This is a genomic window from Hydrogenophaga sp. FW305-3-2-15-A-LB1 (genome assembly GCF_058787875.1).
Window position 1 is genome coordinate 1 of sequence record NZ_JBYTAE010000026.1, and the last position, 18703, is coordinate 18703.

Here is an 18703-nt window from a genome sequence, read left to right on the forward strand (position 1 = left end):
CTCCTCCTTTACTTCGCTGCGCCCCTCACCCACCCTTCGCCGACCTCCGTGCGCGCATGCACAGATGTGCATTCAAACACCACCCTGGCTCGGTGATGCCCGGTGCTCTGCGCAGCGGGGTAAAGGAGGAGGCGGCACCAGCCGCCGGGGGACACCCGCGGAGCAGAGTGCCGGGCGTCGCCGGGCCCGCGAGGTCATCGAAAGAGACAAGAAGACATGAAGACAACCCAAACAAGGAGCGATACATGTCACTGACGACATACCGCGAGACAGCCCACACCAACAACTACGAATTCACCAGCGGTGCGGGCTACGTGCTGCCCGAATACGAATTCGTGCCCCCACCCGAACTGAACAGCGAAGCCCGGGTCCGCCACCCCATCGTCATCGTGGGCGGCGGCATCACCGGCCTCACCCTCGCCTGCTCCCTCGCCCGCCTGGGCGTGAAAGCCGTGCTCATCGACGAAGACAACACCGTCGGCGTCAAAGGCGCCTCCTCGCGCGGCATCTGCTACACCCAGAAATCGCTCGAAATCTTCCAGCGCCTGGGCATCTTCGAACGCATCGCCGCCAAAGGCACCCAGTGGAGCGTCGGCCGCACCTTCGCCGGCGACGACGAGGTCTACAACTTCGACCTGCGCCAACAAGGCAACTTCCACCTCTCCAGCCAGCCGCCCTTCATCAACATCCAGCAGTTCTACATCGAAGCCTTCCTCGTCGACCGCGTGCAGGAACTCGGCGCCGTCGAACTGCGCTGGCAGAACCGCCTCACCGCCTTCGAGCAAACCGCCGACGCCGCCACCCTCACCGTGGAAACGCCCGCCGGCAGCTACCGCATCGAAGCCGAACACGTCATCGACGCCACCGGCTCCAACAGCCCGCTGCGCAAATGGCTCAACGTGCCCTTCGACTCGCGCCGGGGCGACGACCGCTGGTGCATCGCCGACGTGCGCTTCACCACCCACCCGCCGGCCGAACGCCACACCTGGATCGAAGCCCCGTTCAACGAGAACCGCGCCGTCTGGCAACACCTCATGGCCGACGACGTCTGGCGCATCGACTACCAGATGGCCCCCAACGCCGACCCCGCCTACGTGAGCCGCGAAGACGTGGTGCGCGAGCGCCTGGCGCGCCAGTTCGGGCCCGACGTGGGCGTGGAGATCGTCTGGGTCGGCCCCTACGCCTACCGCAGCGAGTGCGTGCACGCCATGCGCCATGGGCGCGTCTTCCTCATGGGCGACTCGGCCAAGGTGGTCAGCCCCTTCGGCGCGCGCGGCGGCAACACCGGCGTGGCCGACGCCGACAACCTGGCCTGGAAACTCGCCGCCGTGCTGCGCGGCAAGGCCGACGCGGCCCTGCTGCAGAGCTACCAGGACGAGCGCCTGGAAGCCGCGCAGCAGAACGTGTGCGTGACCAACCGCACCGCGCGCTTCCTGCGCCCGGCCGACGGCAGCGAGCGCCTGTTCCGCCAGGCCGCCATCAGCCTGGCCAAGCAGTACCCGTTCGCGCGCAGCCTCATCAACACCGGGCGCATGGCCGTGGCCAACCCCTACAGCCAGTCCAGCGCGTGCACCTACGCAACCGGCAGCGCCGCCGGCCAGTCGGTGCAGAACGTGCCCTTCCAATGGGCCGACGGCACCCCCGGCCAGGTCAACGACCTGCTGAACTGGGCCCAGGGCGATCTGCTGGTGCTGGTGTTCGGCGACCTCGCGCCCGCCGCGCTGCAGCGCCTGCGCCGACTCTGCCTGGATGCGCCGGTGCGCAGCGTGCAGGTGCTCGGCACCGACGGCGTGCCCGCCCAGGCCCTGGAACACGTGCGCGACCCCAAGGGCCACCTGCAGGGGGCCTGCCATGTGTTCGGCCACGCCTGGGCGCTGGTGCGCCCCGACGGCTACCTCGCCGCCACCGGCGAAACCATCAACGCCCGGCTGGTCACGGCCATCGAGCGTTCCCTCGGCCTGCGCGGAGACAAAACCCCATGAGACAAGACCTGCATTTCCAGGACGCCGACGCGTTCTACGAACAGCTGCTGGACGCCCACGCCGGCCTCAGCCGCGAAGACGCCGAACTGCTCAACGCCCGCCTGATCCTGCTGCTGGCCAACCAGATCGGCGATGCGAAGGTGCTGAAAGCCTGCATCGAAGCAGCGAAGAGAACGCCTAGCTAAAATCAGGGTCTTCCCCCTGCTCTCCCAGACGGCATCCTGCGGGATGCCGTTTCCATTTTTGGCGCGCCCATGACCGACACCCTGAACCAGCCTGGCCTGCAATCCCTGGCCAAATCGTTCGAACCCGCTCCGCTCGAAGCCCGCTGGGGCCCCGAGTGGGAACAGCGCGGCTACGGCGCCGCCGGCTTCCGGGGCACGGGAGTACCGGAGGCCGGCGCGCCTTCGTTCGCGATCCAGCTGCCGCCGCCGAACGTGACCGGCACCCTGCACATGGGCCACGCGTTCAACCAGACCATCATGGACAGCCTCACGCGCTACCACCGCATGGCGGGCGCGAACACGGTCTGGGTGCCCGGCACCGACCACGCCGGCATCGCCACCCAGATCGTGGTGGAGCGCCAGCTGCAGGCCCAGGGCATCAGCCGCCACGACATGGGCCCGACCCCGGCCGAGGCGCGCAAGAACTTCGTCGCCAAGGTCTGGGAGTGGAAGGAACAGAGCGGCAACACCATCACCACGCAGATGCGCCGCATGGGCGACAGCGTGGACTGGGGCCGCGAGTACTTCACCATGGACGACAAGCTCAGCACGGTCGTCACCGAAACCTTCGTGCGCCTGTACGAACAGGGCCTGATCTACCGCGGCAAGCGCCTGGTGAACTGGGACCCGGTGCTCAAGACCGCCGTCTCCGACCTGGAGGTGGAGAGCGAGGAGGAAGACGGCTTCCTCTGGCACATCGCCTACCCGCTGAGCGACGGCAGCGGTTCGCTCACCGTGGCCACCACCCGCCCCGAGACCATGCTCGGCGACGTGGCCGTGATGGTGCACCCGGAAGACGAGCGCTACACCGCCCTGATCGGCAAGACGGTGAAGCTGCCGCTGTGCGACCGCGAGATCCCGGTGATCGCCGACGCCTACGTGGACCGCGAGTTCGGCACCGGCGTGGTCAAGGTCACGCCCGCGCACGACAACAATGACTACGCCGTCGGCCAGCGCCACGGCCTGCCCCTGATCGGCGTGCTCACGCTGGACGCGGCCATCAACGAGAACGCCCCGGCCAAGTACCGTGGCATGGACCGCTTCGTGGCCCGCAAGGCCGTGGTGGCCGACCTGGAAGCCGCCGGCCTGCTGGTGGAAACCAAGAAGCACAAGCTCATGGTGCCGCGCTGCGCGCGCACCGGCCAGGTGATCGAGCCCATGCTGACGGACCAGTGGTTCGTCGCCATGTCCAAGGTGAGCGAATCCGATCCCACCGGCAAGAGCATCGCGCAGAAGGCGATCGACGCCGTCGCCTCGGGCGAGGTCAGCTTCGTGCCGGAGAACTGGGTCAACACCTACAACCAGTGGATGAACAACATCCAGGACTGGTGCATCAGCCGCCAGCTCTGGTGGGGCCACCAGATTCCGGCCTGGTACGACGAGGCCGGCAACGTGATCGTGGCGCGCAACGAAGCCGAGGCACAGGCCAAGGCGCCGGGCCGCACGCTCACGCGCGACCCGGACGTGCTCGACACCTGGTACTCCTCGGCCCTGGTGCCTTTCAGCACCATGGGCTGGCCGAACCAGAAGGACGGCGCGACCGAAGACTACAACCTCTACCTGCCCAGCACCGTGCTGGTGACGGGCTACGACATCATCTTCTTCTGGGTCGCCCGGATGATCATGATGACCACGCACTTCACCGGCCGCGTGCCGTTCAAGCACGTCTACATCCACGGCCTGGTGCGCGACGCGCAGGGCCAGAAGATGAGCAAGAGCGAAGGCAACGTGCTCGACCCGGTGGACCTGATCGACGGCGTCGCGCTTGCGCCTCTGCTCGAGAAACGCACCACCGGCCTGCGCAAGCCCGAGACCGCGCCCAAGGTGCGCAAGCAGACCGAGAAGGAATTCCCCGACGGCATTCCCGCCTACGGCGCGGACGCGTTGCGCTTCACCTTCGCGGCGCTGGCCTCGCTGGGCCGCAGCATCAACTTCGACAGCAAGCGCTGCGAGGGCTACCGCAACTTCTGCAACAAGCTCTGGAACGCCACGCGCTTCACGCTGATGAACTGCGAAGGCCACGACTGCGGCCTGCAGGAACACACCAAGGCCGAATGCGCCGTGGGCCAGCCCTTCCACGGCTACCTGAGCTTCAGCCAGGCCGACCGCTGGATCAGCTCGGTGCTGCAGAAGGTCGAGGCCGAGGTGGCCAAGGGCTTCGCCGAGTACCGGCTCGACAACGTCGCCAACGCGATCTACGACTTCGTCTGGAACGAGTTCTGCGACTGGTACCTGGAGATCGCCAAGGTGCAGATCCAGACCGGCGATGCCTCGCAGCAGCGCGCCACGCGGCGCACGCTGATCCGCACGCTCGAAGCCATCCTGCGCCTGGCGCACCCGATCATCCCCTTCATCACCGAAGAACTTTGGCAGAAGGTCGCGCCCGTGGCCGGCCTGCCCGGCGCGTCGGTGAGCATCGCGCGCTACCCCGAGAGCCAGCCGGCCAAGATCGACGAGGCCGCCATCGCGCACGTGGTCAAGCTCAAGGCCCTGGTCGACGCCTGCCGCACGCTGCGCGGCGAGATGAACGTGTCACCCGCCACGCGCCTGCCGCTCTACGTGCTGGGCGATACCGCCTTCATGCAGGCCGCCGGCCCGGTGCTGCAGGCCCTGGCCAAGCTCAACGAGGTGCGCGTGTTCGAAGACGAGGCCGCCTGGGCCGCCGCCGCGCAGGCCGCGCCCGTGGCCGTGGTGGGCGAGGCGCGCATGTGCCTGTTCATGGAGATCGACGTCGCCGCCGAGAAGGCCCGCCTGGGCAAGGAAGCGGCCCGCCTGGAAGGCGAGATCACCAAGGCCACGGCCAAGCTGTCGAACGAAGCCTTCGTGGCCAAGGCACCGCCGGCCGTGATCGAGCAGGAGAAGAAACGCGTGGGCGACTTCAGCGCCACGCTGGACAAGGTGCGCGAGCAACTGGCCCGTTTGGGCGCCTGAGGTATCGGGTCAAGAGGCACCGCGGAACCGGCTTTGCCGGGCCGCTGGTGCCGCCCCCTGCCAGGGGGACGCGCGAAGCGCGGCGGGGGGTCAACCCCGATGCATCGCGATCGAACTCCACTGCGACGGTGACACCGCCTGCGGATCGCTCGTCGTGTCCTGGTAGTCGACGTTGTCGAGCGCCGAGAAGTCGCTCACCCGGTTCTCGTTGTGCTGCGCGGACTCCGGCGACAGGGTCTCGTGCATGCGGTGCGCCACGTACCAGCTGGCGCGCAGCTTGGCCTCACGGGTGTGCGAACCCAGGCGCGGCGTGAGGTGCAGATTGGGAATGCCGTGCAGCGGCGTGCCTTCGGCCGCGAACTGCGGGTTGGCGCCATCCAGCAGACAGGCGTCGATGCGGCCGTCGCACAGCGCCAGGGCCAGGGCCTCGGCATCGAACAGCGAGCTGCGGCTCACGCCCACCCAGAGCTGGCCGGGCTTGCAGTGGTTGAGCATGCGCTCGTTGATCCAGCCCCGGAAACGCGAGGCGTAGACCATCTGCAGCGAGATCGCGTCCGAGTGGGCCAGCAGTTCCTGCAGCGACACGGGTTCGACCTTGAGCTTGTCCCAGATGTCGGCGGCGTGGTGCACGGCCGGGTCGTAGCCCAGCAGGCGCACGCCCAGGCTGCGCAGCATGGGCGCCAGCGTGTGAGCCACCGGTGCCAGGCCCAGCAGTCCGACGGTGCTGCCCGAGAGTTCGCGGCCCATGCGCACCTGGGCGATCTTGCGCCCCAGCAACGCGCTGACCATGCCCCGGCGGTACAGCATCAGCAGGCCGTACAGCAGGTACTCGGCGTTCGAGCGCACCGTGGCGCTGCGCGCCTGCAGCACGCGCACGTTGCGCCGCGCGCAGGCGTTGAGATCGGTGTTGTCGCTGGAGATCTGCATGCGCGCCACGATCTCAAGCTTGGGCGCGAAATCCAGGAATTCGCTGGAGACCACCACGTGCGGCGGCAGCACGATGGCGCGGGTCTTGTAGGTGCTCTTGCGCAGCTCGGCGGGATCGTCGGCCAGCTCGGGCCGGAAACTCACCTCATGGCGTTCCTGCAACCAGGCCAACGCTTCGGGCACGAGCGGATCAAGCAGCAGGACTTCCATGGTGTTGGGGCAGGGCGGTGTGGAGATGAAGAAATCTGATCGCGCCTGCCTGTGCTCAGCGGCGCTTGAGCAGGGTGATGTGGTCGCCGCCCACCGTCTCCTGCTGCATCAGCAGGTTGCCCGTCTGCTTGGCAAAGGCCTGGAAATCTCGCACCGAACCCGCGTCGGTGGAGATCACCTTGAGCGTCTGGCCGCTGAGCATGTCGGCCAATGCCTTCTTCGCTTTGAGGATGGGCAAGGGGCAGTTCAAGCCGCGGGCATCGAGTTCTTTGTCGGCAGTCATGGGGTGGGGGGTATTCCTGGGTTGTCAACATTCTAAGCGGCCCACAGCGCGCGGCGGCCCCCGCGCGGGGCCCAAAGCACGCTAGCCGGCGCCGTCGGCCGGACCCGCGGCGGGTTTCTGTGACAAATCTTCCATGAAGACAGGCTCATGCCCCTGCTGGCGCAGCCATTGCGCCAGGGCCAGCCCGGTGCCGGCCCGCCAGCAGCGCACCTGTTCGGGCCGCATCAGCTTGTAGTCGACCAGCTCGGGCGAGAGCCGCACCTCGCCGTGCGCGCGCGCGTGGTAGGTGATGATGACCTGGTTCATGCGCTGGAAATCGTGCACGCCCACCAGCTCCAGCGCATCCACCTCCAGCGAGGTTTCCTCGGCGATCTCACGCCGGATGCCCTCTTCGGGCGTCTCACCGGCCTCCATGAAGCCGGTGATGAGGCCGAACATCTTGCCCGGCCAGGCCGCGTTGCGCGCCAGCAGGATGAGCCCGTCCATCTCCACGATGGCCGCGAGCACCGGCGTCGGGTTGTTCCAGTGGGTGAAGCCGCAGGCCGGGCAGCGCAGCCGCTGGGTGAAGCCGCCGTCTTCTTCCATGCCGATCAGCGCGAGCGGCGTGGCGCACACGGGGCAGAACCGGAATTCGGTGCTCATGGTCGGCCGCTGGCGCTCAGGCCGGGAAAACGCCGGTGGAGAGGTAGCGGTCGCCCCGGTCGCAGACCACGAAGACGATGGTGGCGTTCTCGACCTGGCTGGCGATCTGCTGCGCCACCCAGCAGGCGCCCGCCGCCGAGATGCCGCCGAAGATGCCCTCTTCGCGCGCCAGCTGTCGGCACATGGCCTCGGCGTCGCCCTGGCCCACGTACACCAGCTCGTCCACCGTGCTCGGGTCGTAGATCTTGGGCAGGTACTCGGTGGGCCACTTGCGGATGCCCGGGATGCGCGAGCCCTCGCTCGGCTGGGCGCCGATGATGCGCACGGCCGGGTTCTTTTCCTTCAGGAAGCGCGACACGCCGGTGATGGTGCCGGTGGTGCCCATGGCGCTCACGAAATGGGTGATGCGCCCGCCGGTCTGGGCCCAGATCTCGGGGCCGGTGGTTTCGTAGTGGATGCGCGGGTTGTCGGCGTTGGCGAACTGGTCGAGCACGCGGCCCTTGCCATCGGCCTGCATCTTCTCGGCCAGGTCGCGCGCGGATTCCATGCCGCCGCTCTTGGAGGTGAGGATCAGCTCGGCGCCGAAGGCCTTCATGGTCTGGGCGCGCTCGATGGACAGGTCCTCCGGCATGATCAGCACCATGCGGTAACCCTTGATGGCCGCGGCCATGGCCAGGGCGATGCCGGTGTTGCCCGACGTGGCTTCGATCAGGGTGTCGCCGGGCTTGATGTCGCCCCGTTCCTCGGCGCGCTTGATCATCGAGACGGCGGGCCGGTCTTTCACGGAACCGGCGGGGTTGTTGCCCTCCAGCTTGCCCAGGATCACGTTGCCTCGCGCCTGGTTGGCCGCCGCGCCAATGCGCTGCAGCGCCACCAGCGGCGTGTTGCCGATGGCGTCTTCAATCGTCGGGTAGTTCATCCCACCACTGTGCCATAATTTCGAGTCTCCCTTCTGGCAGCCCGGGTGGTGAAATTGGTAGACGCGCCGGACTCAAAATCCGGTTCCGAAAGGAGTGTCGGTTCGATTCCGACCCCGGGCACCACGACACAATCCCAAGCCGTGCAGGCAAGCCGCACGGCTTTTTTGTTGCCCGCCGCTCAGGCCAGGCCCTGCGCCACCGTGGGGTAGCGCAGGCGCAGGCCCAGCTCGCCCTTGAGGCGCTGGTTGCGCAGCCGGCGCGACTCGCTCATGAAACTCAGCAGCACCAGTGGCAGCTGGTCGCCCGCGCCCTCGCGCGCCAGGCGCGGCGGCCGGGGCAGGCCGTACAGATCGGCCGCGAGGTCGAAGTAGTCGCCCATCTTGAGTTCGGTGTCGTCCACCACGTTCACGTTGCGCTGCGGCCGGCCGCGCCAGAGCGCGAGCACGCAGGCGCGCGCCAGGTCGTCGGCGTGGATGTGGTTGGTGTACACGTCGTCCTCGGCGCGCAGCACCGGCGTGCCGCGCAGCAGGCGCTCGCGCGGCGTGCCACCGGCCCGGTCAGGCGCGTAGATGCCGGGAATGCGCAGCACCGTGGTGCGCACGCCGGTGGCGCGGCCCAGCCAGTGCACGGCGGCCTCGGCGTCCACCCGGCGCCAGGCGCGCGGCGTCTTGGGGTTCGCGGGCGAGGCTTCGTCCATCCAGCGGCCCTGGCCGTCGCCGTAGACGCCGGTGGTCGACCCGTAGACCACCGAGGCGGGCAGCGAACGCTGCGCCAGGACCCGGGTGAGCGCGCGGGTGCGCGGGTCCAGCCGCCAGTCGGCCAGCTCTTCCGAGGGTGGCGGCGCCAGGTGCAGCACGCGCGTGGCCAGGCCGGCCAGGCGGCGCAGGCTGCGCGGGTCGTCCAGGTTGCCCTGCAGCGGGGTGATGCCCAGGGCCCGCAGCTCGGGGCCGCGCGCGGCGCTGGAGGTGAGGGCCAGCAGGCGCGCGCGGGCACCGCCGCCCAGCACGCGCGCTGCGCGCTGGCCCACGTCGCCACAACCCACGATGAGAACCCGTTCACGCCGGAAGCGTGCGGGCAAAGCGCCGAGAAGGCTCATGCGAAATCCGGATTTGAGACAATGGCGGGTTGCCACACGGGGGGTCGCCCCCGTCGGCCTTTCCCGTTCCAACACGTGCCAGTATGACATTCACCATCACCGTCGAGCCCAGTGGGCGCACCTTCACCGCCGAGCCCGACGAGTCCATGCTCGCCGCCGGCATCCGCCAGGGCATCGGCCTGCCCTACGGCTGCAAGGACGGCGCCTGCGGTTCCTGCAAGTGCAAGCTGGTCTCGGGCAGCGTGACGCATGGCCACCACCAGCCCAAGGCGCTGAGCGCCGACGAGGAAGCCGCCGGCTACGTGCTCACCTGCTGCGGCGTGGCCCACAGCGACGTGGTGCTCGAATCGCGCCAGGTCACCGAGGCGGGCGCCTTCCCGATCAAGAAGATGCCGGTGCGCGTGAGCACCCTGGAGCGCGCCTCGCACGACGTGATCGTGCTGCGCCTGCAGCTGCCGGCGAGCGACGCCTTCCAGTACCACGCGGGCCAGTACGTCGAGTTCCTGCTGCGCGACGGCGACCGCCGCAGCTACTCCATGGCCAACGCACCGCACACGCAGGCCACGGCGCCCGCGCTGGAACTGCACCTGCGCCACATGCCCGGCGGCAAGTTCACCGACCACGTGTTCGGCGCCATGAAGGAAAAGGACATCCTGCGCATCGAAGGGCCCTACGGCAGCTTCTTCCTGCGCGAGGACAGCGACAAGCCCATCGTGTTCCTCGCCTCGGGCACGGGCTTCGCGCCGATCAAGGCGGTGATCGAGCACATGCAGTTCAAGGGCATCAGCCGGCCCGCCACGCTGTACTGGGGCGGCCGCCGCCCGGCCGACCTGTACCAGAGCGCCTGGATCGAGGCGCGCCTGGCCGAGATGCCCAACCTGCGCTACGTGCCCGTGGTGTCCGACGCCCTGCCCGAGGACGCCTGGACCGGCCGCACCGGCTTCGTGCACCAGGCCGTGCTGCAGGACTTCCCCGACCTCTCGGGCCACGAGGTGTACGCCTGCGGCGCGCCCATCGTGGTCGAATCGGCGCACCGCGACTATGTCGCCCAGGCCGGCCTGCCCGACGAGGCCTTCTTCGCCGACTCCTTCACCAGCGCCGCCGACAAGGTGGATTGAGCCTTCATAAAAAACCGGAGACACCCCATGCTGAACCGCCGCCAACTGATCACCCGCTCCGCCCTGGCTTCGGCCAGCCTCGCCCTGCCCGGCTTCGCGTTGGCGCAGACCACCAACACCGCGCGCATCGTGGTGCCCTTCGCGGCGGGCGGCCCGATCGACGTGACGGCGCGCATCGTGGCCGAAGCGGTCAAGGGAACGCTGGGCACGGTGATCGTGGAGAACCGGCCCGGCGCGGGCGGCAACATCGGCGTGAGCGCGGTGGCCAAGGCGCCGGCCGACGGCCTCACGCTGGGCATCGCCACCACGGCCTCGCACGGCATCAACCCCTGGCTGTTCAAGCAGCTGCCCTACGACCCGGCCAAGGACTTCGCCGCCATCACGCAGATGCTGCGCGTGCCCAACGTGCTGGTGATGAACGCCGAGACCGCCACGCGCCTGAACATCCACTCGGTCGCCGACCTGATCGCCTACGGCAAGGCCAACCCCGGCAAGCTCAACTACGGCTCGGGTGGCAACGGCAGCGCCGGCCACCTCGCGGGCGAGCTGCTGAAGAACCAGGCCGGCATCTACGCCGTGCACATCCCCTACAACGGCGGCAACCCGGCGCAGCTGGGCCTGCTGTCGGGCCAGGTCGACTTCAACATCGACAACCTCGCCACCGCCGCGGCCAACATCCGCTCGGGCAAGCTCAAGGCCCTGGCCGTGACCACGGCTCAGCGCAGCAGCGTGATGCCCGATGTGCCCACCGTGGCCGCCACCCTGCCCGGCTTCGAGATCGACACCTGGTGGGGCCTGATCGCCCCGGCCGGCACGCCGGCCGAGACGGTGCGCAAGCTCAACACCGCCTTCAACGCCGCGCTGAACTCGGCCGAGGTGAAGACGCGCTTCGCCCAGCTGCTGGCCGAGCCCGCGCCCAGCACGCCCGAGCAGTTCGACGACTTCATGAAGAACGAGCGCGCGAAGTACCAGCGCATGGTGAAGATCTCGGGCGCGACCGTGGACTGACCCCCATCACGTTCACAACGAAAAAGCCCCGCCGAAGCGGGGTTTTTTCGTTGGACGCGCGGCGCCCTTACTTGCGCGCGGCGACAGCCTTCTCGGCCTTGGTCACCAGGTCGGCACCGATCTGGTTCTTCCACTTGTCGTAGACCGGGCGCGTCACCTTGACGAACTCGGCGCGCTGCTCCGGCGTCAGCTCGGTCACGGTCACGCCCATGTCGCTGAGCTGCTTGATCAGCGGCTTGCCCGGCTCGACCAGGCCCTTGCGGGCCAGCGCCTTGCCTTCCTTGCCGGCGTCGATGGCGGCCTGCTTGACGATGGCGCGGTCGGCCTCGGTCCAGCTGGCCCAGATGTCCTTGTTCACCACGAAGATCAGCGGATCGGCCACGTAGCCCCAGAGCGTGAGGTGCTTCTGCTCCACGGTGGGCAGCTTGGCGGCGAGGAACACCGACAGCGGGTTCTCCTGGCCGTCCACGGCGCGGCTGGCCATGGCGGGCTGGGCGTCGGCCCAGCTCATCTGCGTGGGGTTGGCGCCCAGCGCGGTGAAGGTGTCCAGGAACAGCGGCGAACCCACCACGCGGATCTTCAGGCCCTTGAGGTCGGCCGGGGTCTTGATGGCGTGCTTCGAGTTGGAGATCTCGCGGTAGCCGTTCTCGCCCCAGGCCAGCGGCACGGCGCCGGCCTTTTCGATGTCCTTGAACAGCTGCGTGCCCACTTCGCCGGTGGTGAGCGCGTCGATGGCCGCGAAGTCGGGCATCAGGAAGGGCATGGAGAACAGGTTGAGCTGGCGCACCTGGGGCGACCAGTTGATGGTCGAGCCCACGGCGAGGTCGATCACGCCCTGGCGCAGGCCACTGAACTCGCGCGTCTGGTCGCCTTGCAGCAGCGACACGCCGGGGTACAGCTTGATGTTGATGCGGCCCTGGGTGCGCTCGCGCACGAGGTTGGACCAGATCTCACCGCTCTTGCCCCAGGGGAAGGCCGTGCCCAGCACCAGCGACATGCGGTACTCGGCCTTGTAGGCGCTGGTGCTCTGGGCAAAGCCCTGCGTGGTCACGGCCAGCGCGGCGGCGGCCAGCGTGGTGGTCAGGAAGGTGCGCAGTTTCATGAGTTTGTCTCCTTGGTTGAAATGGAAAATCAATAGCCCAGTCGGGCAGGCAGCCACAGCGCGAGCTGCGGGAAGGCGATCACCAGCACCATGACGAGGAACATGGCCAGCAGCATGGGCCCGACCCAGCGGATGGTGGACTCCATGCGCACCCCGGCGATGCGGCACGAGACCATGAGGTTCACGGCCAGCGGCGGCGTGAACTGGCCCAGCGCGACCTTGAGCGTGAGGATCACGCCGAACCACACCGGATCCCATTGGTAGTGCTCCATGATGGGCATGAGCAGCGGCACGAAGATCAGGAAGATCGAGATGCCGTCGAGGAACATGCCCACGGTGATGAGCAGCAGGATCAGCAGCGAGAGCACACCGTACTCGCCCAGGCCCGAGTTCACGATGGCGTTGGCCACCGGGTCGATCACGCCCAGCGTGGACAGCGAGAACGCGAAGATGCCCGCCAGCGAGACCACCAGCAGGATGATGCCGGAGAGCTCACCCGCTTCGCGCAGGATGGGGAACAGGTCGCGCACCTGGATCGTGCGGTGGATCACCATGCCCACGAACAGGCCGTAGAACACCGCGACCACGGCCGCTTCGGTCGGCGTGAACCAGCCCGCGCGCATGCCGCCCAGGATCAGCACCGGCGCGGCCAGGCCCCACAGGGCTTCGCGCAGGCTCTTCCAGAACGGCGGGCGCGGCATGGCGGCTTCGAGCGCGCCCATCTTGTGTTTGCGCGCCAGCCACACGGCCGGCACGATCAGCGCGATGCCGGCCAGCACGCCGGGCACCATGCCGGCGGCGAACAGCGCGGGCACCGAGGCGCCAGGCACCAGCACCGAGTAGATGATGAAGGCCACCGAGGGCGGGATCAGGATGTCGGTGGCGGCGGCCGCGCCGACCACGCTGGCCGAGAACGAACCCGGGTACCCCGCGCGCGCCATGGCCGCGATCATCACGCCACCCACCGCCGCCGCGTTGGCCGGGCCCGAGCCCGAGATGCCGCCGAGGAACATGGCCACCACGATGGCCACCAGCGGCAGCATGCCCGGGCCGCGCCCGACGATCGCGACCGCGAAGTTCACCAGCCGCAGCGCCACGCCCGAGCGGTCGAAGATGGAGCCGACCAGCACGAACATGGGAATGGCCAGCAGCGGGTACTTGCCCAGGCCGGCGTAGAAGTTCTGCGGCACGGCCAGCAGGCCGAACCACTGGGTGTTGAAGTCGGCCATGGCGATGGCGGCGGCGCCGGCCAGGCCCAGGGCCGCAGCGATGGGCACGCCGGCGAACATGGCGCCGAGGAAGAGCAGGAAGAGCAGCGCGGCGATCATGGCTGTTCTCCGGCGCGGCGCAGGCGGTTGAAGCGGCCCAGCGCGCGCAACGCGATCGCCAGCGAGAGGATGGGCAGCCACATCGAGTACCACCACTGCGGCAGGCCCAGGCCCGGCGAGACTTCCTCGTAGATGTAGTGGTCCCAGACCATGCGCACGCTCAGGCCCGCCATCAGCAGGAACAGCAGCACCATGGCCATCGCGCCCCACAGCGCCAGCCGGTGGCGGCGGCGCGGGGAGCCGGCGTCGGCGAAGAACTCGATGCGGATGTGGCGGTGCCGCGCGACGGCGGCCGAACTCGCCACCAGCGTGAGCACGATCATGAGGAAGATCGAGAACTCTTCGGTCCAGGCGAAGGACTGGTCGGTGAAGTAGCGCGCGATCACGTTGCCGAAGGTGATCAGGGCCAGCAGCGCCATCGAGATGACGGTCAGCCAGTCTTCGATGCGCAGCGGCACCCGGGTGTTTTCATCGTCCGGGTTGGCGGGCGTGGCGGCATCGGCGTCGTCGGCGCGCGCGTCGCGTGGGGGGTCGGTAGGTGCGGACATGGGATGTGGGAACGGCAGGCCGGCGGCCCGGCGGCCACGGCGAAAGAGCCAGGGATCATAGACGTTTTCCCCTTTTGACCCCTGTCCTGCGGGTGCCACCTCCCCATGAAAAACGGCACCCGAAGGTGCCGTTGCCATCAAAGTTGAAGCGCTCAGCCCAGTGGAACCGGCACGAAGATCTGGCTGCCGTCGCGCTGGATCAGCAGCGCCAGCGACTTGGTGGACTTGCCCAGCATGGCGCGCACCTGCTCCACGCTCTGCACCTTGGCGCCGTTGACCGCGAGCAGCACGTCGCCGGGCTGCACGCCGGCCAGCGCCGCCGGACCCTGGGCGTCTTCGACCACGAGGCCACCGTCCACCCCGACTTCGCGCTTCTCCTGCGGCGCCAGCGGGCGCAGCGCCAAGCCCAGGCGGCCCTGGTCGGCCGCCTTTTCATCGCCGGCCGTCTTCACGGCCTTGGCCGCGGCGTCGCCCAGTTGCGCCGTCAAGCTCACCGGCTTGCCCTGGCGCCACACGTCCAGCTTCACCTTTTCGCCGGGCAGGGCCTGGCCAATCAGGGCCGGCAGGTCGCCCGAACTCACGATGGGCTGGCCTTCCATCTGGCGGATCACGTCGCCCACCTGCAGGCCGGCCTTGGCGGCCGGGCTGCCCGGCTCCACGCTGGAGACCAGCGCGCCTTCGGGCTTGTCGAGCTGGAAGGACTCGGCCAGGGTCTGGTTCACCTCCTGCACCGAGACGCCCAGGCGCGCGTGGCTGGCCTTGCCGTGGGCCACGATCTGGTCTTTGACCTTGAGCGCGGTCTCCATGGGGATCGCGAACGACAGGCCTTGGTAACCGCCGGTGTGGCTGTAGATCTGCGAGTTGATGCCCACCACCTCGCCGCGCGCATTGAACAGCGGGCCGCCCGAGTTGCCCGGGTTCACCGCCACGTCGGTCTGGATGAAGGGCACGAAGCTGTCGTCGGGCAGCGAGCGGCCCTTGGCGCTGACCACGCCGGCGGTCACGCTGTTCTCGAAGCCGAACGGCGCGCCGATGGCCAGCACCCACTCGCCCACCTTCAGGTCCTTGGTGCTGCCCAGGGGCACCACGGGCAGGTCCTTGGCGTCGATGCGCAGCACCGCCACGTCGGTCTTGGGGTCCGAGCCCAGCACCTTGGCCACGAACTCGCGGCGGTCGGTGAGCTTGACGGTGACGCGCTGCGCGTTGCGCACCACGTGGGCGTTGGTCAGCACCAGGCCATCGGCGCTGATGATGAAGCCCGAGCCCTGGCCGCGCGAGGGCGCTTCGGGCGCACCACCCTGGCCGGGGCCCTGGAAGCGCTTGAAGAATTCGAAGAAGGGGTCGTTGGGGTCGATACCGGGCGGCAGGCGGTTCTGCGCCTGCTGGCCGTCTTCCGGCCCGGCCTTGCCGATCACGCTGATGTTGACCACGGCCGCGCCGTGGCGCTGCGCGATCTGCGAGAAGTCGGGCACGGCGGCGGCCGTCACCAGGGGCGCGGACTGGGTGACGACCGGTGTGGCCGCCGTGGCATGGGTACCGGAGACCAGCCCCACGCTGGCGCCGCCGACGATGCCCGCGGCCGCCAGGGACAGCACCAGGCGCGTCGCGGTGAGAGACAAGGTTTTCATGAGAGCTCCTTCAGCAAGGACAGGTTGAACATGTCCTTGAATATGGGCCCTCAGAGTTAGACGGTTCTTAAAGGCAGCCGCACCGCGATGCGCAGGCCGCCGAGGCGGGGCGAGCGGTCCAGCGCCAGCGCGGTGCCGTGCAGTTGCGCGATGGCGTTCGCGATCGCCAGACCCAGCCCGCTGCCGGTGGCGGTCGAGCCCGGCACGCGGTAGAAGCGGTCGAGCACGCGCGCACGGTCGGCCTCGGGGATGCCGGGGCCGCTGTCTTCCACCAGCAGCACCAGCTGGTCTTGGTCGCGCCGCACCGCCACGTCCACCGTGCCGCCTTCGGGCGTGTACTTCAGCGCGTTGTCCACCAGGTTGCCGAGCAGGATGCGCAGGGGCTCGGCGTGGCCGTTCACCGGCCCTTTGTCGGCCTCGCCCAGGCCGAGGTCGATGCGGCGCGTGGCCGCCAGCGGCGCCGCGTCGGCCACCACCTGGGCCGCGAGTTCGGCCAGCGACACGGGCTGCGCCGGCTCACCGCTGGAGGGCTGGGCCTGCTGGCGCGCGAGCACCAGCAGCTGCTCCACCAGCCGCGTGGCGCGGTCGATGCCGGCCAGCAGGCGCTCCGTCGCCAGTTGGCGCGTGGCGTCGTCGGGCGCGCGCTGCAGGCCCTGCACCTGCAGGCGCAGCGCGGCCAGTGGTGAACGCAGCTCGTGCGCGGCCTCGGCCACGAAGTTCTTCTGCGCGTCGAAGGCCTGGCGCACGCGGCCGAACAGCAGGTTGAGCTCGTGCACCAGCGGGCGGATCTCGTCGGGCAGGCCGGCTTCGCTCACCTCGGCCAGCTCATCGGCCTCGCGCGCGGCCACCTGGCGCCGCACCCGGGCCACGGGCGCGAGCGAGGCGCTCACCACCGCCCAGGCCACCAGCATCAGCAGCGGTGCCATCCAGGCGATGGGCAGCACGGTGCGCCAGGCCAGCGCGCGCGCCATGGTCTGGCGCGGCCGCAGGTCCTGCGCCACCTGGATCACCTGCGTGCGCGACTGCATGGAGTAGACACGGTAGGGCTTGCCGTCGACCTCGATGTTGGAGAAGCCCAGCACCGCGCGCTGCGGCAGCGCCGCGCCCGTGCCGGACTGGAACACGCGCAGACCTTCCTGCGTCCAGACCTGCACGAAGAAGTCGAACGCCTCGGCCGGCAGCGGTGGGTCGTCGCCCGGCGGCGCGGGCAGACCCGGGGGCATCACACCGGCGCGCAGGGCCTGCGCCATCTGCTCCATGTGGTAGTCGAAGATGCCGTCGGCCTCGGCGCGCGCCTGGCGGTACACCACCGCCACCTGCAGGCCCGCCGCGAGCACGATGGCCAGCAGCAGCAGGCCGATCAGGCGCGCGCGCAGCGAATGCGTGGCCAGGCGCTGAAGGTTCATGCCTTGGGCACCATGTAGCCCACGCCGCGCACGTTCTGGATCAGGCCGGCGCCGAGCTTCTTGCGCACGCCGTGGATGTAGACCTCGACCGCGTTGCTGCTCACGTCGTCCTTCCAGCCATAGAGCTTTTCCTCCAGCTGCGCGCGCGAGAGCACGCGGCCGGGCCGCGCGATCAGCGGTTCGAGCACGGCCCATTCGCGCGCCGAGAGCACCACCGGCTCGCCCTGCGCCGTCACCTCGCGCGTGGCGGTGTTGATGCTCACGCCCAGGTGCTCGTAGACCGGCTCGGCCCGCCCCGAGGCGCGGCGCAGCAGCGCGCGGATGCGCGCGAGCAGCTCGTCGAGGTCGTAGGGCTTGAGGATGTAGTCGTCGGCACCGGCGTCCAGGCCCTGCACGCGCTGCTGCACCGAGTCGCGCGCGGTGGCGATGAGCACCGGCACGCGGTTCTTGCGGGCCCGCAGTTCGCGCAGCACCTCCAGGCCGTCGCGGCGCGGCAGGCCGAGGTCGAGCAGGATGAGGTCGTAGCTCTCGGCCTGCGCCGCCGTGGCGGCCATCTCGCCGTCGCGCACCCAGTCGACCGCGTAGTGCTCCGCCCGCAGCAGGTCCAGCACCGCCTCACCGATCATGGTGTCGTCTTCGACCAGCAACAGCCTCATGGCAATGCACTCTCCAGGTCCGTGGGTTGTCGAACACCCCGGCGGGGCGCCCCGCGTCCATGGTGCGGGGCTTGGCTTAGGCCGATCTTAGGCGCCCGCGAGCAGCTTCTTCAGATCGCCCGCCAGCGCGGCCGCGCCGCTGCCGTAGCGGTTGTACAGGCGGATGCGACCCTGCGGGTCGTACACGTAGCTGCCGGCCGAGTGGTCCATGGTGTAGCTCGTGGGCGTGGGGCCTTCGACCTTCTTGTAGTAGATCTTGTAGCTCTTGGCCAGCGCGGGCAGCTCGCCCGGCGCCGCGTAGAGGGCCAGGAAGCTCGGGTCGAAGCTGGCCACGTACTGCTTCATGACCTCGGGCGTGTCGCGCTCCGGGTCCACGCTGACGAACAGGCCCTGCAGGCGCTCACCGTCGGCGCCGAGCAGGCGCTTGGCCTCGGCCAGCTCGGTCATGGAGGTGGGGCAGACGTCGGGGCACTGGGTGAAGCCGAAGAAGATCACGACCGCCTTGCCCTTGAAATCGGCCAGGGTGCGCGGCTGGCCGTTGTGGTCGGTGAGCGAGAAACCGGTGGCGTAGTCGGCGCCGGTGATGTCGATGCCGGCGAACGCGGCCGGCGCGTCGGCCTTGTCGCTGCAGGCGGTGAGGGCCACGGTGCCCAGGCTCAGGGCGAGAAGTTGTCGACGGTTCATGGCTCGGGAC

17 protein-coding genes and 1 tRNA gene are annotated in these 18703 nt (G+C 69.1%); 6 read left to right on the forward strand and 12 right to left on the reverse strand.

Annotated elements, in window-relative coordinates; all coding sequences use genetic code 11:
* The first annotated feature begins 245 nt into the window (after nucleotides 1–245).
* From AC3WPZ_RS10040 to AC3WPZ_RS10050, 3 genes are all read left to right on the forward strand, one after another.
* On the forward strand, nucleotides 246–1982 hold the full coding sequence (locus AC3WPZ_RS10040) for an FAD-dependent oxidoreductase (RefSeq protein WP_492439392.1): 1737 nt from the start codon (nucleotides 246–248) through the stop codon (nucleotides 1980–1982).
* Nucleotides 1979–2167 (forward strand): DUF2783 domain-containing protein, encoded by a 189-nt coding sequence (locus AC3WPZ_RS10045; RefSeq protein WP_382321525.1) that lies wholly within the window; start codon nucleotides 1979–1981, stop codon nucleotides 2165–2167. The genes AC3WPZ_RS10040 and AC3WPZ_RS10045 overlap by 4 nt, the downstream gene beginning before the upstream one ends.
* 69 nt (nucleotides 2168–2236) lie before the next feature.
* Nucleotides 2237–5137 (forward strand): valine--tRNA ligase, encoded by a 2901-nt coding sequence (locus AC3WPZ_RS10050; RefSeq protein ID WP_492439395.1) that lies wholly within the window; start codon nucleotides 2237–2239, stop codon nucleotides 5135–5137.
* A gap of 90 nt (nucleotides 5138–5227) precedes the next feature.
* On the opposite strand, the gene AC3WPZ_RS10055 is transcribed toward AC3WPZ_RS10050, so the two are convergent.
* From AC3WPZ_RS10055 to cysM, 4 genes are all read right to left on the reverse strand, one after another.
* A complete protein-coding gene (locus tag AC3WPZ_RS10055) occupies nucleotides 5228–6274 on the reverse strand; it encodes an NAD(P)-dependent oxidoreductase (protein WP_291121549.1) in 1047 nt (348 codons plus the stop codon).
* Between the two features lie 55 nt (nucleotides 6275–6329).
* Nucleotides 6330–6557 carry a sulfurtransferase TusA family protein gene (locus AC3WPZ_RS10060; RefSeq protein ID WP_382154986.1) on the reverse strand — a complete coding sequence of 76 codons (228 nt, stop codon included), beginning with the start codon at nucleotides 6555–6557 and terminating at the stop codon, nucleotides 6330–6332.
* Between the two features lie 81 nt (nucleotides 6558–6638).
* Nucleotides 6639–7199, reverse strand: a complete 561-nt coding sequence (locus AC3WPZ_RS10065) for an NUDIX domain-containing protein (protein WP_382321529.1) — start codon at nucleotides 7197–7199, stop codon at nucleotides 6639–6641.
* 16 nt (nucleotides 7200–7215) lie between these two features.
* Nucleotides 7216–8118 (reverse strand): cysteine synthase CysM, encoded by a 903-nt coding sequence (gene cysM, locus AC3WPZ_RS10070; RefSeq protein ID WP_382154980.1) that lies wholly within the window; start codon nucleotides 8116–8118, stop codon nucleotides 7216–7218.
* A gap of 39 nt (nucleotides 8119–8157) precedes the next feature.
* Between cysM and AC3WPZ_RS10075 the strand changes: the two genes are divergently transcribed.
* A tRNA-Leu gene (locus AC3WPZ_RS10075) sits at nucleotides 8158–8242 on the forward strand.
* Nucleotides 8243–8297: 55 nt separating this feature from the next.
* Here the strand turns inward: AC3WPZ_RS10075 and AC3WPZ_RS10080 are convergent.
* Nucleotides 8298–9215: an SDR family oxidoreductase gene (locus AC3WPZ_RS10080; protein WP_444687266.1), complete on the reverse strand. Its 918-nt coding sequence runs from the start codon at nucleotides 9213–9215 to the stop codon at nucleotides 8298–8300.
* An 83-nt stretch (nucleotides 9216–9298) separates the two neighbouring features.
* Here AC3WPZ_RS10080 and AC3WPZ_RS10085 point away from each other — a divergent pair, with 83 nt between their 5' ends.
* Nucleotides 9299–10333, forward strand: coding sequence for a CDP-6-deoxy-delta-3,4-glucoseen reductase (locus AC3WPZ_RS10085; RefSeq protein WP_492439397.1), 1035 nt, complete (start codon nucleotides 9299–9301; stop codon nucleotides 10331–10333).
* A gap of 27 nt (nucleotides 10334–10360) precedes the next feature.
* A complete protein-coding gene (locus AC3WPZ_RS10090; protein ID WP_492439399.1) occupies nucleotides 10361–11341 on the forward strand; it encodes a tripartite tricarboxylate transporter substrate binding protein in 981 nt (326 codons plus the stop codon).
* Between the two features lie 67 nt (nucleotides 11342–11408).
* Here AC3WPZ_RS10090 and AC3WPZ_RS10095 read toward each other — a convergent pair whose 3' ends face one another.
* The 7 genes from AC3WPZ_RS10095 to AC3WPZ_RS10125 all read right to left on the reverse strand — a co-directional run bounded on the left by AC3WPZ_RS10095 (nucleotide 11409) and on the right by AC3WPZ_RS10125 (nucleotide 18693).
* Nucleotides 11409–12443, reverse strand: coding sequence for a DctP family TRAP transporter solute-binding subunit (locus AC3WPZ_RS10095; RefSeq protein WP_382321535.1), 1035 nt, complete (start codon nucleotides 12441–12443; stop codon nucleotides 11409–11411).
* Nucleotides 12444–12472: 29 nt separating this feature from the next.
* Complete coding sequence (locus AC3WPZ_RS10100; protein ID WP_444687268.1) at nucleotides 12473–13771, reverse strand: TRAP transporter large permease; 1299 nt, start codon at nucleotides 13769–13771, stop codon at nucleotides 12473–12475.
* Nucleotides 13768–14319 (reverse strand): TRAP transporter small permease, encoded by a 552-nt coding sequence (locus AC3WPZ_RS10105; RefSeq protein WP_492439401.1) that lies wholly within the window; start codon nucleotides 14317–14319, stop codon nucleotides 13768–13770. Before AC3WPZ_RS10105 ends, AC3WPZ_RS10100 begins: the two co-directional genes overlap by 4 nt.
* A gap of 152 nt (nucleotides 14320–14471) precedes the next feature.
* Nucleotides 14472–15947 carry a DegQ family serine endoprotease gene (locus tag AC3WPZ_RS10110; protein WP_492439403.1) on the reverse strand — a complete coding sequence of 492 codons (1476 nt, stop codon included), beginning with the start codon at nucleotides 15945–15947 and terminating at the stop codon, nucleotides 14472–14474.
* A 56-nt stretch (nucleotides 15948–16003) separates the two neighbouring features.
* On the reverse strand, nucleotides 16004–17353 hold the full coding sequence (locus AC3WPZ_RS10115) for an ATP-binding protein (RefSeq protein ID WP_492434337.1): 1350 nt from the start codon (nucleotides 17351–17353) through the stop codon (nucleotides 16004–16006).
* The gene (locus AC3WPZ_RS10120) at nucleotides 17350–18009 is read right to left on the reverse strand and encodes a response regulator transcription factor (protein ID WP_291121563.1); all 660 of its coding nucleotides are present in this window, start codon (nucleotides 18007–18009) and stop codon (nucleotides 17350–17352) included. Before AC3WPZ_RS10120 ends, AC3WPZ_RS10115 begins: the two co-directional genes overlap by 4 nt.
* Nucleotides 18010–18096: 87 nt before the next feature.
* Nucleotides 18097–18693: an SCO family protein gene (locus AC3WPZ_RS10125; protein ID WP_444687271.1), complete on the reverse strand. Its 597-nt coding sequence runs from the start codon at nucleotides 18691–18693 to the stop codon at nucleotides 18097–18099.
* Nucleotides 18694–18703 lie beyond the last annotated feature (10 nt).